A 15,034-nucleotide genomic window follows, 5' to 3' on the forward strand; every position below is an offset into this window, starting at 1 on the left:
CATGCTGCTGCAAAGATTCCTCGTTCGTCTGCTGACGATGCTGGTGACGCTGTTCGGCGTCGCCATCGTCGTCTTCGTCGTCATCCGCGTGGCGCCCGGCGACCCGATCGCCATGATGCTGCCGCCCGGCGCCAGCAATGACGACATTGCGCGGCTTCGCGCGCTCTATGGGCTGGATAAGTCGATCGTGCAGCAGTTCTTCATCTGGCTCGGCGGCGTGCTGCACGGCGATTTCGGCACCTCGATCTCGCTGCGCCAGGATGTGCTGGGGCTGGTGTTCAACCGGCTGCCGGCGACGCTGGAGCTTGCGACCGTGGCGCTGCTGATGGCGATCGCGATCGGCGCCACCGCCGCGATCCTCGGCGCGCGCTCGCGCGGCACGGCGATAGAGGCCGGCATCGACATCGCCAGCGGCGCGACGCTCTCCATCCCCGATTTCCTGTGGGGCCTGGTGCTGATCCTGCTGTTCGGCGTGCTGGTGCCGGTGTTCGACATTTCGGGCCGGGTGTCGCCGCAGCTCGATTTGCCTTTCGCCACCCAGTTCTATCTGGCCGAGAGCATCCTCAGGCTCCGCTTCGACCTCACCTGGGATCTGCTGAAACACATGCTGATGCCGGCAGTCGCGCTGGCGCTGCCGCTGGCGGCGATCATCGCGCAGCTCTTGAAACAGTCGCTGAAGGAAGTGCTCGACCTCGACTATGTGGTGCTGGCGCGCGTGAAGGGGTTTTCCGAGACGCAGGTGATCCTGCGCGAGGCGCTGAAGAACGCGGCATTGCCGACGCTGACGCTGGTCGGCGTGCAGTTCACCTTCCTCATCGGCGGCACCGTCATCGTCGAGCGGCTGTTCTCCTATGAGGGGCTCGGCAACATGGCGATCGACGCCGTCATCAACCGCGACCTGCCGCTGATCCAGGGCATCGTGCTGGTGTTCGCGCTGCTTTTCGTGCTGATCAACCTCGCCGTCGACATGACGTATGCGCTGCTCAATCCGAGGCTGCGCCATGGATGAGGCGAGTGTCGCCCGACGCGGCTTGAGCCCGCGGCTGTGGCTGGCCGGCGGCTGGCTTGTGCTGGCGCTGCTGGCGGCGATCTTCGCGCCGCTGATCGCGCCGCAGGATCCCCTGGCGCAGGACCTGATGCTGGAGCGCCTGCCGCCCTTCTGGCTCGACGGCGCCGAGCCCGGCTATTGGCTGGGCACCGACAGCCTCGGCCGGGACCTGCTGTCGCGCCTGATTTTCGGCGGCCGCATCGCCTTCATCGTTGCCTTCGCCGCCGCGACGTCCGCCTGTCTCCTCGGTTCGGCGCTGGGGCTGATCGCGGGCTATTTCGGCGGCTGGGCCGACCGCATCATCTCGCGCATCGTCGACGTGTGGATGGCGTTCCCGCCGGTGCTGTTCGCGATCCTTCTGGTCGCGGTGCTGGGCACGGGGCTCAGTTCCGTCATCCTCGCCATCGCGATCATCGACTGGACACGCTTCTGCCGGGTCATCCGCGCCGAGGCGATGAGCCAGGCGCGCATGGACTATGTCGAGAGCGCGCGCATCGCCGGTTATGGCCGCATGGGCATCATGCTGCGCGAAGTGCTGCCCAATGTGCTGCCGTCGGTGGTGGCGCTGTTGTCGCTCGAAATGGGCATCGCGGTGATCGTCGAAGCGATCCTGTCCTTCGTCAATCTGTCGATCTCGACCGACGATCCGACCTGGGGCGGCATCATCGCCGAGGGCCGGCTGTCGATCCATCAGGCCTGGTGGGTGCTGGTGTTCCCGCTGATCACGCTGATCCTGACAGTGCTTTCCTTCAGCCAGTTTGGCGAGGCGCTGAAGGCGCGCTTCGATCCGGTGCTGCGATGAGCGCGTGCCTCGACATCCGCCGCTTGAGCGCCGTGCTTCCCAACGGCCAGCGTGTGCTGCGCTCGGTGTCGCTTGCTGTCCAGCCGGGCGAAGTGCGCGCGCTGGTCGGCGAGAGCGGCGCCGGCAAGACGATGATCGGCAAGGCCGTGCTCGGCGTCCTGCCGAAAAGCGTGCGCGTCGTCGAGGGCGATATGCTGATCGAGGGCGAGGATCTCGGCCGGCTCGATCCCAAGGCGCGGCGGAACCTGATCGGCGCGCGCACGGCGCTGATCCCGCAGGATCCGCTGACCGCGCTCAACCCCTCGCGGCGCATCGGCCCGCAGATGACCGACCGGCTGGTGCGCATCCTCGGCTGGAGCGCAGAGAGGGCCGACCAGCGCATCCGTCAGTTGCTCGACGAGGTGCAGATCCGCGATCCCGAGCGCGTGCTGAAAAGCTATCCGCACGAACTGTCCGGCGGCATGCGCCAGCGCGTGCTGATCGCGGCGGCCTTCGCGGCGGAGCCGAGGCTGATCGTTGCCGACGAGCCGACGACTGCGCTCGACGTCACCGTGCAGAAGCAGATCCTGCGGCTGATCGCGCAACTGCAGCGCGATCACGGCACGGCGATCCTGTTCGTCACCCATGACCTCGGCGTCGTCGCCAAGATCAGCCAGAAAGTCTCGGTGCTCTATGCTGGCAAGGTGGTCGAGGAGGCCGATACCGCGCAGCTCCTGGCAGCCCCGCAGCATCCGTACACGCGCGCGCTGATCGCGGCGACGCCGCGCTACACCGATCCGTATGCCTCGCTGAAGCCGGTGGACGAGAGCGTGCTTGCCGGGCTGGCGGCCGAGATCGCCGCCGCCGACAAAGGCTGGAGGCCCGGCCATGGCTGAGCCGCTGTTTTCCGTGCGCGGGCTGAAGGTGGCGCTGCCGGACATGACGCGCAAGCCGCTGATCGGCCGCGCGCCGCTGGCCGAAATCCTGAAAGGGCTGGACTTCGACCTGCCCAAGGGATCGGTCACCGGCATCGTCGGCGAGTCCGGCTCCGGCAAGTCGACGCTCGGACGCGCTCTGGTGCGACTGCTCGAGCCGAGCGCCGGCAGGATCAGCTTCGAGGGGCACGACATCAGCCGTCTTTCGGAAGCCGAGCTGAGGCCACTTCGCCGCGACCTGCAGATGATCTTCCAGGACCCGATGTCGTCGCTCAACCCGCGCCACACGATCTTCAGCATTATCGCGGCGCCCCTGAGGCAGAACGGGCTTGGCGACCGGCTGAAGGAGCGCGTGGCGGAAGCCCTGCAGCGCGTCGGCCTGCCGCAGAGTTTTACCAGCCGCTACCGCCACGAGCTTTCGGGCGGCCAGCGGCAGCGTGTCGGCATCGCGCGGGCACTGGCGCTGTCGCCGAAATTCGTGCTGGCCGACGAGATCGTCTCCGGCCTCGACGTCTCGACGCAGGCGCAGATCCTGACGCTGCTGGAAAGACTGGCGGCCGAGATGGGACTGACGGTCGCCTTCATCAGCCACGACCTTTCGGTGATCCGGCGGCTCTGCCAGCAGGTCATCGTCATGCGCGAAGGCGTGATCGTCGAGGCGAGCGCTACAGATGCGCTGTTCGCCAGCCCGAAGGAAACCTACACGCGCGACCTGCTTGCCGCCATTCCGCTGCCGGAGATCGATCCGGACTGGCTGCGGCCGCCCGCCAAGGCTCCCGCATGAAACCCATCCGCACGCCGACCAGCGGGCCTCGGACGTGCGTTTTTCAAGCCAGCCCGCGAACGGAGGGTGACATGAAATACGCAATCCAGACCACGATCCTTGCAACCGCCTTGTTCGGCTCCATGGCAGCGGCCTCGGCGGATTCCATACCCGGCATGCGCGGGCACGACCACACCGGCCTTACCGTGCCCGACATGAAGCAGGCCGTCGACTTCTTCACCAATGTCGTCGGCTGCAAGAAGGCGATGTCCTTCGGCCCGTTCGCCGACGACAAGGGCACGTTCATGCAAGACGTGCTCGGCGTCGATCCGAAGGCGGTGATCGAGGAGATCACCATGGTGCGCTGCGGCTATGGCTCGAACATCGAGCTGTTCAAGTACACCGCGCCCGACCAGAAGGATCTGACGCCGAAGAACAGCGACATCGGCGGCTTCCACATCGCCTTCTATGTCGACGACGTCGCCGCCGCGAAGGCCTATCTGGAGGCCAAGGGAGTGAAGACCAGGATGGGACCGCTGCCGGTGAAGGAAGGGCCGGCCGCCGGCCAGACCATCCTCTATTTCCAGGCGCCGTGGGGGCTGCAGTTGGAGGCGATCAGCTACCCGGATGGGATGGCCTATGAAAAGGGCGCCGAGACAGTGTTGTGGAGCCCGAAGGATCCGACCAAGTGAAGAACCAAACGCGCCGGCGGCGATCATTCAATTATGAAACTTTAAGCTTGAAATAACTGCCGCGCGGCGCAATACTGAAAATTGGGATCGCTGGCATTGCCGGCGTTCCCGATGCCTTAGAGCGTTTCACGCAATTCCGGACGGAAACCGCTACTTTTCCCGGAATTGCTCTGGAGGAGATCGCAAGACATGAAGGTTGCGGTTCTCGGCGGCGGACCAGCCGGCCTCTACTTTGCCATCTCGCTCAAGCTGCGCGACGCCGCGCACGAGGTGACGCTCTATGAGCGCAACCGCGCCGACGACACGTTCGGATGGGGCGTGGTGCTGTCGGCGGAGACGCTGGAGAACCTGACCAGGAACGACCCGGTCAGCGCCGTCTGGATCAAGAAGCATTTCGCCTATTGGGACGACATCGCCGTCATCCATGACGGTGTGCGCACGGTGTCCTCGGGCCATGGCTTCTGCGGCATCGGGCGCAAGCGGCTCTTGGTCCTGCTGCAGCGGCGCGCCCGCGAGCTCGGCATCAAGATGATGTTCGAGACCGATATTTCCGACCCGAAACCCTTCATGGAAACGCATGATCTGGTGGTCGCCGCCGACGGGCTGAACTCGAAATCGCGCGCGGCCTTCGCCGATGTCTTCAAGCCAGACATCGACACCCGCAAATGCAAGTTCGTGTGGCTGGGCACGACGCAGAAATTCGACGACGCCTTCACCTTCATCTTCGAGAAGACGGAGCATGGCTGGGTGTGGGCGCATGCCTACCAGTTCGACAGCGAGACCGCGACCTTCATCGTCGAATGCAGCGAACAGACCTGGGCCGCGTTCGGTTTCGGCCAGATGACGCAGCAGGAATCGATCGCGATCTGCGAGCGCATCTTTGCAAAGCATCTCGGCGGCCATCCGCTGATGACCAATGCCAACCACATCAGAGGTTCGGCCTGGATCAATTTCCCGCGCGTGCTGTGCGAGCGCTGGTCTTACAAGAACCTGGCGCTTATGGGCGATGCGGCGGCCTCGGCGCATTTCTCCATCGGCTCCGGCACCAAGCTCGCGCTGGAGAGCGCGGTGGCGCTCGCCGATTATGTCGAGTCCGAGCCCGATCTCGACGCGGCCTTCCACAAATATGAGGATGCGCGGCGCACCGAGGTGCTGAAGCTGCAATCGGCGGCGCGCAACTCGCTGGAATGGTTCGAGGAAGTCGAACGATATCTCGGCCTCGATCCAGTTCAATTCAACTATTCGCTGCTCACCCGCTCGCAGCGCATCAGCCACGAGAACCTTCGTCTGCGCGATGCCGAATGGCTGGCGGGCGCCGAGGAATGGTTCCAGCGCAAGGCCGGCGCCGGCGGCAACAGCTTACGCCGCGCGCCGATGTTCGCGCCGTTCAAGCTGCGCGACATGACTTTAGCCAACCGCATCGTCGTTTCGCCGATGGCGCAGTACAAGGCGATCGACGGCTGCCCGACCGACTGGCATTTTACGCACTATGCCGAGCGCGCCAAAGGTGGCGCCGGCCTGCTTTACATCGAGATGACCTGCGTCAGCCCGGAAGGACGCATCACGCCCGGATGCCCGGGCTTCTACAAACCGGAGCATGAGGTCGCCTGGAAGCGGCTGGTCGATTTCGTCCATGCCGAGACCGAAGCAAAGATCTGCGCCCAGATCGGCCATTCCGGCGCCAAGGGCTCGACCCGGGTGGGCTGGGAAGGAACCGACGTGCCGCTGCCCTCCGGCAATTGGCCGGTGATGGGGCCTTCGGCCGTCGCGTGGTCGCCGAAGAACCAGGTGCCGAAGGCGATGGACCGCGCCGACATGGATCTGGTCCGCGACCAGTTCGTCGCCTCGGCCCAGATGGCCGAACGCTGCGGCTTCGACATGCTGGAGATCCATGCCGCGCACGGCTACCTGCTGTCGGCCTTCATCACGCCGCTGACCAACCGCCGCACCGACGACTATGGCGGCTCGCTGGAAAGCCGCATGCGCTATCCGCTGGAGATCTTCCATGCGGTGCGCGCGGTGTGGCCGGCCGAAAAGCCGATTTCGATGCGCATTTCGGCCAATGACTGGGTCGGCATCGAAGGCGTCACGCCTTCGGACGCGGTCGAGATCGCGAAGATGCTGCACGAGGCCGGCGTCGATCTTTGCGACGTATCGGCCGGGCAGACATCGATCGCCGCCAGGCCGGTCTATGGCCGCATGTTCCAGACGCCGTTTTCCGACCGCATCCGCAACGAGGTCGGCATGGCGACGATGGCGGTCGGCAACATCTATGAGCCGGACCATGCCAATTCGATCCTGATGGCCGGGCGCGCCGACCTTGTGGCGCTGGCCAGGCCGCATCTTGCCGACCCCTACTGGACGCTGCACGCGGCGGTGACGCTAGGCGATCGCGGCGTCAAATGGCCCGATCCCTATCTGCCCGGACGCGACCAGATCTACCGGCTGGCCGAGCGCGAAGCGGCAGCAGGGCTCAAAGTATGAGCGCCGCGCGCGAAATCACCGGCAAGCACGCGCTGGTCACCGGCGGCGGTTCCGGCGTCGGCAAGGCCATCGCGCTGGCACTGGCGGCAGAAGGTCTGGCCGTCACCATCTGCGGACGGCGCGAAGCTGCCCTTGCCGAGGTCGCAAAGGAAAGCGACCGCATCTTTGCTGCCGCCGCCGATGTCACGAAGGAGGCCGACATGGCAGCCCTCCACGAGAAGGCGGAAGCCGCGCGCGGACCATTCGACATCGTCGTCGCCAATGCCGGCATGGCGGTTAGTGCGCCGGCGCACAAGACTTCGCTGGGCGACTGGCAGCGCACGCTGGACGTCAACCTCACCGGCGCCTTCCTGACCGTGAAGCCGGCGCTCGCGGGAATGCTGGGGCGCAAACAGGGCAGGATTGTTTTCGTCGCCTCGACCGCGGGCCTCAAAGGCTATGCCTATGTCGCGCCTTACGTCGCCGCCAAGCACGGCGTGGTCGGGTTGATGCGGGCTTTGGCCGCCGAAACAGCCAAATCCGGCGTCACCGTCAACGCCGTCTGCCCGGGCTTCGTCGAAACCGAGATGCTTGAGGAATCCGTCCAGCGCATCGTCGAGAAGACGGGACGTTCCACCGATGAAGCGCGCGCGAACCTCGCGGCGACGAACCCGCAAGGGCGTTTCATCCAGCCGGAGGAAGTCGCGACGGCGGTGCTTTGGCTGTGCAGCTGCGCCGCGCGGTCGATCACTGGGCAGGCAATCTCGGTCTCGGGAGGTGAAACATGGTAGCGGGACCGACGTCCGCTGGACCGGGCAAGGACAGGCTGCGGCTGTGGATACGCCTGCTGCGCGCCTCGCGCACCATCGAGGCCGAACTGCGGGAGCGGCTGAAGAAGGAGTTCGACACGACGCTGCCGCGCTTCGACGTGATGGCGGCGCTCTACCGCGTGCCGGAAGGTATGCTGATGAGCGACCTGTCGCGCTTTCTGCTGGTGTCGAACGGCAATGTCACCGGCATTGTCGACCGGCTGGTTTCCGAAGGCCTGGTGACGCGGGCGCGGCGCAATGGCGACCGGCGCACCTCCATGGTGCGGCTGACCGAGGAAGGCACGAAATCTTTCGCCGCGATCGCCGCCGCTCATGAGAGCTGGGTCGGCGAGCTGCTCGGTAATGTCAGCGAGGACGAGGCACGGCGGCTGGCCGGCATGCTGAAATCGTTTCGCAGCAATTGGGAGGGACGCGAATGAGCGCCATGGCCAAACTCAAGCCGAAGCATTTCCTCTGGGAGGTCGAAGGTAAGGTCGCGAAGGTTCGGCTCGACCGTCCGGAGCGCAAGAACCCGCTCACCTTCGACAGCTATGCCGAGTTGCGCGACACGTTTCGCGACCTGGTCTATGCCGACGATGTCGATGCCGTGGTGTTCCTGCCCAATGGCGGCAATTTCTGCTCAGGCGGCGATGTCCACGACATCATCGGACCGCTGGTCAAGATGGACATGAAGGAACTGCTCGCCTTCACGCGCATGACCGGCGACTTCGTCAAGGCGATGCTGAACTGCGGCAAGCCGATCATTTCCGCGGTCGACGGCGTGGCCGTCGGCGCCGGCGCAATCATCGCCATGGCCTCCGACATCCGCATCGCCACGCCGGAGGCAAAGACCGCCTTCCTGTTCACCCGCGTCGGCCTCGCCGGCTGCGACATGGGCGCCTGCGCGATCCTGCCGCGCATCATCGGCCAGGGCCGCGCGGCCGAGTTGCTCTACACCGGCCGCACCATGAGCGCCACCGAGGGCGAGCGCTGGGGGTTCTACAACCGTCTGGTCGATGCGGCGGCACTCGAAGCCGACGCGCTCGATTTGGCGGCGCGCATCGTCGCCGGCCCGACCTTCGCGCATGGCATCACCAAGACGCAGCTCAACCAGGAATGGTCGATGGGCCTCGACCAGGCGATCGAGGCGGAAGCGCAGGCGCAGGCGATCTGCATGCAGACCGGCGATTTCGAACGCGCCTACAACGCGTTCGTGGCGAAGGAAAAGCCGGTGTTCGAGGGGAATTGAGGATGTTGTGTCCGCTTAACAAGGACATGCTGGCGGGACAGCGCCCCCCTCTGTCCTGCCGGACATCTCCCCCACAAGGGGGGAGATTAGCAGCTCGGGCGCCCCGCTCGATCCTGCAATCTTGGCGATTGGCGAAAGTCGGCAAGAAAGCTGATCTCCCCCCTTGTGGGGGAGATGTCCGGCAGGACAGAGGGGGGCGCCGTAGAGTGCAAACCTCGCAGAACTGCGGAGGCGAGAATGCCTGACCGCTCCTTCCTCGACTGGCCCTTCTTCGAGGACCGCCACCGCGAGCTCGCCGAGCGTCTCGAAGCCTGGTGCCAACGAAATCTCCCTGTCGACCATGATGACGTCGACGCCGCCTGCCGCGAACTCGTCGCTGAACTCGGCCGCGACGGTTGGCTGAAGCCGACGGCGCTGGACCCCGCCAACCCCGGACCGCTCGACGTGCGCACGCTCTGCATTACACGCGAGACGCTGGCGCGCCACGATGGGCTCGCCGATTTCGCCTTCGCCATGCAGGGGCTGGGCACCGGCGCGATCTCGCTGTTCGGGACGCCGGAGCAGCAGCGCTGGCTGGAAAAGACGCGGGCCGGAAAGGCCATCTCGGCTTTCGCGCTGTCGGAGCCGCGCTCGGGATCGGACGTCGCCAACATGGAGATGACCGCTGTCCGCGACGGCGGCGACTATGTGCTTTCCGGCGAAAAGACCTGGATCTCCAATGGCGGCATCGCAGACCTCTATGTCGTGTTCGCCCGCACCGGTGAGGCGCCCGGCGCGAAAGGGATTTCCGCTTTCGTCGTGCCTAGCGACGCGAAGGGGCTCAGCGTCGCCGAGCGGCTCGAGGTCATCGCGCCACACCCGCTGGCCCGGCTCTCCTTTGATAATGTACGGGTTCCGGCTTCCGCGCTTGTCGGCAAGCCCGGCGATGGTTTCCGCATCGCCATGTCGGTGCTCGACGTCTTCCGCTCCACGGTGGGCGCGGCGGCACTCGGCTTCGCACGACGCGCGCTGGACGAGAGCGTCAGCAGAGCGGCCGAACGCAAGCTGTTCGGCGCGCCGATGGCGGAATTGCAGATGGTGCAGGGCCACCTCGCCGACATGGCGCTGGATGTGGATGCCGCCGCGCTGCTCATTTACCGCGCCGCCTGGACCAAGGACATGGGCGCCGCGCGGGTGACGCGCGAAGCGGCGATGGCCAAGCTGTTCGCCACCGACAAGGCGCAGGAAGTGATCGACAAGGCGGTGCAGTTGCATGGCGGCGACGGCGTGCGCAAGGGCCACATCGTCGAGAGCCTCTATCGCGAGATCCGGGCGCTGCGCATCTATGAGGGCGCTTCGGACGTGCAGAAGGTGGTGATCGCCAGGCAGCTGATGGGCGGGGCGTGACGCGATGCCTTGCGAACCAAATTTGAAATAGGGGAGGCCAGACATGCATACGATCCTGCAGCCCGAAGGCTGGGCTAAGCCGATCGGCTACGCCAATGGCGTGGCCGCACAAGGACGACTGGTGTTCGTCGGCGGTCAGGTCGGCTGGAACGCCGAATGCAAATTCGAGATCGACGACTTCGTCGGCCAAGTGCGCCAGACGCTCGCCAATGTCGTCGCCGTGCTCGCCGAAGCCGGCGGCGAGCCGCGGCACATCACCTCGATGACCTGGTACTTCACCGACAAGGCCGAGTATGTCGGTAACCTCAAAGGCATCGGCGAAGCCTACCGCGACGTGATCGGCCGGCATTTCCCGGCGATGGCCGCCATGCAGGTGGTGGCGCTGGTCGAGGACCGGGCCAAGGTGGAGATTCAAGCGACGGCGGTGATACCCGAGTAGCTACTGGCGAAGGCCCGCCTGCCTTAGCAACGGCAGCACGTGGTCGCAGAAATAGGGCAGTTCCTGGGTGTAGTTGACGAAGGACAGCGCGATGCCCTGGTAGCCATGGACGGCGATCGCCGCCATGTCGGCGGCGATCGTTTCCGGCGTGCCGATCAGCGGATAGGTGCCAGCGCCGCCGGCGAAACGCTGGCGGTAGCGGTCATAGGCATGCGGATCATGCGACTGCGAGAATTCCTTTTTGCCGGCCATATGGGCATCGACCGCTTCGTGATCGGCCGTCGTGACGGCGTAGCGCGTGTAATAGGCTTGCGCCTCCTCCATGGTCGGGCGGCAGACCACATGCGCCACGGTGTAGACGCCGACGTCGCGGCCCATCTTGGAGGCGCGCTCGCCGATATCGGTTACATGCTTGCCGGCATCGCTCATCTCCGAGAAGGTCGTGAAAAGATAGTCGCATCTGGCGGCGGCGAAATCCCGGCCCGGTCCGCCGAAAGCGGCGTTCATCGTCACCGGGCGCGGCGCCTGCAGGCTGGCCGGCCGGCTCACCGCTTCCTTCAGCCGATAGTAAGCGCCCTCATAGTCGAGCGGCTCGCTTGAAGCATAAAGCCGTTCAAGTATCTCGATCCACTCGGCTGCCTGGTCATAACCCTTTTCAACCAGCGGCGTCCCGAACATGCCGAATTCCTTCGGGTTCCAGCCGCAGACGATGTTGAGCCCCGCCCTGCCCTGGCTGATATGGTCGACCGTCGCCAGCGCCTTGGCGGCATAGAGCGGATGCACCAGCGGCACATGCACGGTCATGAACAAGCCGATCTGTTCGGTAGCGGCTGCAAGCGCCGCCGCCCAGGTGAAGGTCTCGAAGGAGAATTCACGCACCTTGTTGCGGCCGCCGAAGCCGCGCCAGCGGGCGATCGGCAGCATGAATTCGAGGCCCGCGCGATCGGCGATCTGCGCCGCCGTCAGATTATCCTGCCAGCTTGCCGTCCAGCGTTCCGGCACATCGGTGATGGCCAGCCCGCCATCGGCGTTGGTGGAAAAGACACCGAGCTTCAGTCTGTTCGGGCCGTGCAGGGGATGCGCTTTGATCATGTCCGGAACTCGTGGCGGAAGTCCCACACGCTAGGCCCGGAGAAAAATATTTCAAGCCTGAAACAGCTTCGCCTCACCGCAGTTTGCGGATATGCATTGGGCAACACGAAAAGGGGATAGGCATGAGCGAATTCCGCCAGAAATGCATCGGCAAGGCGAACCTCATCGGGTCCTTCGCCGCCATCCCCCATCCGGTCGCGGTCGAAGTGATGGCGTCGTCCGGCCTCGATTTCCTCTGCATCGACTGGGAGCACGCGCAGATTTCGCGCGAGACGATCGAGACCATGCTGCGCGCGGCCGACGTGCACCGTGTGCCGACCATCGTGCGCGTTCCCGGCCATGCGCCAGAAGCGATCCAGGCGGCGCTGGACAGCGGCGCGCAAGGCGTGCTGATCCCGCGCGTCTCGACAGCGGCCCAGGCGGCGATGGCGGTCAAGGCCTCGCGCTATCCGCCGCACGGCGAGCGCGGTGTCGGCCCCGGTCGGGCCGCCGGCTACGGCTATCGCATTCCCGAATATCTTGCCGCCGCCAATGAGCGGATTGTCGTTGCCATTCAGGTCGAGACCGCCGAGGGGCTGGCCAATATCGAGGCGATCACAGCCGTCGACGGCATCGATGTTGTCTTCGTCGGCCCAGGCGACCTCTCGGTGTCGATCGATGCCGTCGGACCGGCGGGCGCGGACAAGCTCTCCCAGGCGATCAGGACAATCATCGGCGCGGCGGCGGCACATGGCAGGACCGCCGGCATATTTTGCACCAGCCCGCAGAATGTCGGCCGATGGACAGCCATCGGCGCGAGCTTCTTCGTGCTGGCCAGCGACACGATGTTTCTTGGCGCCGGCGCCGCGGCCAACTGTACCGCCGCGCGCGCCGAACTGGGCTAAGGCATGTTGATATTCAGGTGATGCCGGCCTGACCTCAACACGCCTAATGACGATCGCGGTCAAAAGGCGTATCGGCGAAGCGACAGGCCAGCCAACTTTTTAAGCTTAAAACTTTTGCCTTGAAAAGCGCCGCGCTTTGGATAGCATCCGAAGCTGATGCGACTGCCGTGGCGGAGGGGCTTTTCCGGTCGGTCCATCGTTGGTGGAAGGGGGTTTCAGTCCTTGTCGTTTGTGTTGCCCCAGTCGTCGTCCAGCGCGCGCTATGCTTTCGATGGCGTGCGGGCGCAAATTCGCGACCTGCACACGGAAAACATCGCAAACCTGGCGGTTCGCGCGCGAGAGCTCGGCGATGTCATCGCACTCTGGTACGGCGAGGGCGACATGGTGACGCCCGCCTTCATCCGCGACGCGGCGAAGGCCGCTTTCGACGAGGGCCTGACTTTCTACGTTCCCAACATGCGTGGGCACGGCCCGCTGAACGAGGCGCTGTCGGAATACCAGACGCGCATTCATGGCCGTTCGATCCCGATCGCGCGGACCACGGTGACGCCGGGCGGCATGCAGGCGCTGTACCTTGCGCTCGAGCTGCTGGTCGATACAGGCACCAACGTCGTCTATGTCGCGCCGCAATGGCCGAACATCCACAACGCGATCCACCTGATCGGCGGCGAGCCGCGGCCGTTCTCGCTCGACTTCAAGGATGACTGGCGGCTCGACCTCGACCGGCTGTTCGCCACCTGCGACGCGCGCACTCGCGCCATCTTCCTGTCGACGCCGTCCAACCCGACCGGCTGGACGGCGACGCGCGAAGAGATGCAAGCGCTGCTCGACTTCAGCCGGCGCACCGGTATCTGGATCATTTCCGACGAGGTCTATGGCCGGCTCTATTTCGACGGCGACGTCGCGCCCTCGATCCTGCAGATCGCCGAGGACGGCGACAGGGTGCTGTCGGTCAACAGCTTCTCGAAAGCCTGGGCGATGACCGGCTGGCGCATCGGCTGGCTGACCCATCCTTCAGGCGTTGCCGACCAACTCGGCGCGATGACGCAATATATCAACAGCGGCACCGCGGCCCCGATCCAGGCCGGCGCCGTGGCGGCGATCCGGCAGGGCGAGCCGCTGGTCGAGGAAATCAGACAGCGGATCAGGACCGGCCTCGACCTTGCCTATGACAGGCTGGCGCAAATCCCAGGCATCATCCTGCCGACCAAACCGCGCGGCGGCATGTATGCCTTCTTTGCGCTTGAGGGTGAAAGCGACGCCCGGCAAGCCTGCGCCAGGATCCTGGAGACGGCCCGCGTCGGGCTGGCGCCCGGCCATCTCTTCGGAAGCTCGGCAACGGCATTCCTCAGAATGTGCGTCTGCCGCGACCGCGACCAGATAGCGACCGCGCTCACCCGCATGGTCGCCGCCATGAATTGACGCCCCGCTGGGAGGCGGGACGGCAAGAAACCGTGCGGGGTCAGCCCTGCCCGATCAACAACCAGAGGGAAGACCCAGAGGGAAACCAAATGAGCTTTACGCGTCGCAACCTGCTTGTTCTGGCCGCCGCCATCGGCATCGCCGCCGGCCCCGCCACCGCTTATGCCGCCGATGTGCTCAATGTCGGTGCCTACCCGACCAACCCGCCCTTCGAATATAAGAACGAGAGCGGCACTTTCGAAGGCTTCGAGGTCGACATCGTCAACGAGGCGGCCAAGCGCATCGGCATGACCACCGACATCGCCGATCTCGGCTTCCAGGCGCTGTTCGCGGCCACCACCTCCAAGCGCATCGACGTCGCCATCTCCTCGATCACCATCACGGCAGAGCGGCTGAAGTCGCAGTCCTTCACGCAGCCCTATTATGATTCCGACATGGGCATCGCCACCAAGACCGACAGCGCGATCAACGCCGAGGCAGATCTCAAGGGCAAGGTCGTCGGCGTGCTGTCCGGCTCGACCGGCGAGACCTGGGTCAAGGACCACCAGGCAGCCGACGGCTTCAGCGATGTGAAGGGCTACGACACGCAGCAGAACCTTCTGCTCGACCTCAGCGCCGGCCGCGTCGACGCCGCCGTCAGCGACATCCCCGGCATGCAGTACTCCTTCCAGAAGATGAAGGACCTCGTCGTCAAGCAGCGCATCAAGACCGGCGAACAGTACGGGCTGATGATGACCAAGGACCATCCGCTGCTCGGCAAGCTGAATGACGCGCTGACGGCGATGAAGAAGGATGGCACGCTGGCCGCCATCCACAAGAAGTGGTTCGGCACCGACGCGCCGGCCGACTCCTCGACGGTCAAGGAAATGCCGCTGCCCAAGGCCTGAGCGGGCTGACGAAAAACGAGCCGTGTCGGCTTTCGAGGCCCGCACGGCTCGTTTCCTTTCTCCCGGAACCGCAGGGCAGAGCTGATCTGATGTTTCGGGCCTCTACCCTCGTTTTTACGCAATTCCGGACGGAAAACCGTTTCACACGTTTCCTGGAATTGCTCTGACACGGTTCGGGAACACC

Annotated in this window: 15 protein-coding genes; 14 read left to right on the plus strand and 1 reads right to left on the minus strand. The window is 65.1% G+C overall.

What is annotated here, in order from left to right; all coding sequences use genetic code 11:
* Window position 1 precedes the first annotated feature (1 nt).
* The 11 genes from FJ430_RS00485 (at window position 2) to FJ430_RS00535 (ending at window position 10,565) form a co-directional block, all read left to right on the plus strand.
* Window positions 2–1,009: an ABC transporter permease gene (locus tag FJ430_RS00485; RefSeq protein WP_140702645.1), complete on the plus strand. Its 1,008-nt coding sequence runs from the start codon at window positions 2–4 to the stop codon at window positions 1,007–1,009.
* Window positions 1,002–1,850, plus strand: a complete 849-nt coding sequence (locus FJ430_RS00490; protein ID WP_140702642.1) for an ABC transporter permease — start codon at window positions 1,002–1,004, stop codon at window positions 1,848–1,850. Before FJ430_RS00485 ends, FJ430_RS00490 begins: the two co-directional genes overlap by 8 nt.
* A complete protein-coding gene (locus FJ430_RS00495; RefSeq protein ID WP_140702640.1) occupies window positions 1,847–2,725 on the plus strand; it encodes an ABC transporter ATP-binding protein in 879 nt (292 codons plus the stop codon). Before FJ430_RS00490 ends, FJ430_RS00495 begins: the two co-directional genes overlap by 4 nt.
* On the plus strand, window positions 2,718–3,548 hold the full coding sequence (locus FJ430_RS00500; protein ID WP_140702636.1) for an ATP-binding cassette domain-containing protein: 831 nt from the start codon (window positions 2,718–2,720) through the stop codon (window positions 3,546–3,548). The genes FJ430_RS00495 and FJ430_RS00500 overlap by 8 nt, the downstream gene beginning before the upstream one ends.
* A 71-nt stretch (window positions 3,549–3,619) precedes the next feature.
* Window positions 3,620–4,219 (plus strand): VOC family protein, encoded by a 600-nt coding sequence (locus FJ430_RS00505; RefSeq protein WP_140658291.1) that lies wholly within the window; start codon window positions 3,620–3,622, stop codon window positions 4,217–4,219.
* Between the two features lie 189 nt (window positions 4,220–4,408).
* Entirely contained in the window at window positions 4,409–6,703 is a 2,295-nt protein-coding gene (locus FJ430_RS00510; protein ID WP_140702634.1) for a bifunctional salicylyl-CoA 5-hydroxylase/oxidoreductase, read from the plus strand.
* Window positions 6,700–7,473, plus strand: a complete 774-nt coding sequence (locus FJ430_RS00515) for an SDR family NAD(P)-dependent oxidoreductase (protein WP_140658295.1) — start codon at window positions 6,700–6,702, stop codon at window positions 7,471–7,473. The genes FJ430_RS00510 and FJ430_RS00515 overlap by 4 nt, the downstream gene beginning before the upstream one ends.
* Window positions 7,467–7,931, plus strand: a complete 465-nt coding sequence (locus FJ430_RS00520; RefSeq protein ID WP_140658297.1) for a MarR family winged helix-turn-helix transcriptional regulator — start codon at window positions 7,467–7,469, stop codon at window positions 7,929–7,931. The genes FJ430_RS00515 and FJ430_RS00520 overlap by 7 nt, the downstream gene beginning before the upstream one ends.
* A complete protein-coding gene (locus FJ430_RS00525; protein ID WP_140702632.1) occupies window positions 7,928–8,740 on the plus strand; it encodes an enoyl-CoA hydratase family protein in 813 nt (270 codons plus the stop codon). The genes FJ430_RS00520 and FJ430_RS00525 overlap by 4 nt, the downstream gene beginning before the upstream one ends.
* A gap of 237 nt (window positions 8,741–8,977) precedes the next feature.
* Entirely contained in the window at window positions 8,978–10,126 is a 1,149-nt protein-coding gene (locus FJ430_RS00530; RefSeq protein ID WP_140702630.1) for an acyl-CoA dehydrogenase family protein, read from the plus strand.
* Window positions 10,127–10,169: 43 nt separating this feature from the next.
* Window positions 10,170–10,565, plus strand: coding sequence for a RidA family protein (locus FJ430_RS00535; protein ID WP_140702628.1), 396 nt, complete (start codon window positions 10,170–10,172; stop codon window positions 10,563–10,565).
* Here FJ430_RS00535 and FJ430_RS00540 read toward each other — a convergent pair whose 3' ends face one another.
* Window positions 10,566–11,657, minus strand: coding sequence for an LLM class flavin-dependent oxidoreductase (locus FJ430_RS00540; protein ID WP_140702623.1), 1,092 nt, complete (start codon window positions 11,655–11,657; stop codon window positions 10,566–10,568). It abuts the gene before it with no gap.
* A gap of 122 nt (window positions 11,658–11,779) precedes the next feature.
* On the opposite strand from FJ430_RS00540, the gene FJ430_RS00545 reads away from it, so the two are divergent.
* The 3 genes from FJ430_RS00545 (at window position 11,780) to FJ430_RS00555 (ending at window position 14,850) form a co-directional block, all read left to right on the plus strand.
* Window positions 11,780–12,541, plus strand: coding sequence for an HpcH/HpaI aldolase family protein (locus FJ430_RS00545; protein WP_140702621.1), 762 nt, complete (start codon window positions 11,780–11,782; stop codon window positions 12,539–12,541).
* A 222-nt stretch (window positions 12,542–12,763) separates the two neighbouring features.
* Window positions 12,764–13,963: a pyridoxal phosphate-dependent aminotransferase gene (locus FJ430_RS00550; protein WP_140702619.1), complete on the plus strand. Its 1,200-nt coding sequence runs from the start codon at window positions 12,764–12,766 to the stop codon at window positions 13,961–13,963.
* Between the two features lie 89 nt (window positions 13,964–14,052).
* Window positions 14,053–14,850, plus strand: a complete 798-nt coding sequence (locus FJ430_RS00555; protein ID WP_140702617.1) for an ABC transporter substrate-binding protein — start codon at window positions 14,053–14,055, stop codon at window positions 14,848–14,850.
* Window positions 14,851–15,034 lie beyond the last annotated feature (184 nt).

Source organism: Mesorhizobium sp. B2-8-5 (assembly GCF_006440675.2).
Taxonomy (GTDB): domain Bacteria; phylum Pseudomonadota; class Alphaproteobacteria; order Rhizobiales; family Rhizobiaceae; genus Mesorhizobium.

Bases quoted from the DNA above. Each gene is read 5' to 3' on its own strand.
- FJ430_RS00485 (WP_140702645.1), top strand. From the start codon at position 2: ATGCTGCTGCAAAGATTCCTCGTTCGTCTGCTGACGATGCTGGTGACG.
- FJ430_RS00490 (WP_140702642.1), top strand. From the start codon at position 1,002: ATGGATGAGGCGAGTGTCGCCCGACGCGGCTTGAGCCCGCGGCTGTGG.
- FJ430_RS00495 (WP_140702640.1), top strand. From the start codon at position 1,847: ATGAGCGCGTGCCTCGACATCCGCCGCTTGAGCGCCGTGCTTCCCAAC.
- FJ430_RS00500 (WP_140702636.1), top strand. From the start codon at position 2,718: ATGGCTGAGCCGCTGTTTTCCGTGCGCGGGCTGAAGGTGGCGCTGCCG.
- FJ430_RS00505 (WP_140658291.1), top strand. From the start codon at position 3,620: ATGAAATACGCAATCCAGACCACGATCCTTGCAACCGCCTTGTTCGGC.
- FJ430_RS00510 (WP_140702634.1), top strand. From the start codon at position 4,409: ATGAAGGTTGCGGTTCTCGGCGGCGGACCAGCCGGCCTCTACTTTGCC.
- FJ430_RS00515 (WP_140658295.1), top strand. From the start codon at position 6,700: ATGAGCGCCGCGCGCGAAATCACCGGCAAGCACGCGCTGGTCACCGGC.
- FJ430_RS00520 (WP_140658297.1), top strand. From the start codon at position 7,467: ATGGTAGCGGGACCGACGTCCGCTGGACCGGGCAAGGACAGGCTGCGG.
- FJ430_RS00525 (WP_140702632.1), top strand. From the start codon at position 7,928: ATGAGCGCCATGGCCAAACTCAAGCCGAAGCATTTCCTCTGGGAGGTC.
- FJ430_RS00530 (WP_140702630.1), top strand. From the start codon at position 8,978: ATGCCTGACCGCTCCTTCCTCGACTGGCCCTTCTTCGAGGACCGCCAC.
- FJ430_RS00535 (WP_140702628.1), top strand. From the start codon at position 10,170: ATGCATACGATCCTGCAGCCCGAAGGCTGGGCTAAGCCGATCGGCTAC.
- FJ430_RS00540 (WP_140702623.1), bottom strand. From the start codon at position 11,657: ATGATCAAAGCGCATCCCCTGCACGGCCCGAACAGACTGAAGCTCGGT.
- FJ430_RS00545 (WP_140702621.1), top strand. From the start codon at position 11,780: ATGAGCGAATTCCGCCAGAAATGCATCGGCAAGGCGAACCTCATCGGG.
- FJ430_RS00555 (WP_140702617.1), top strand. From the start codon at position 14,053: ATGAGCTTTACGCGTCGCAACCTGCTTGTTCTGGCCGCCGCCATCGGC.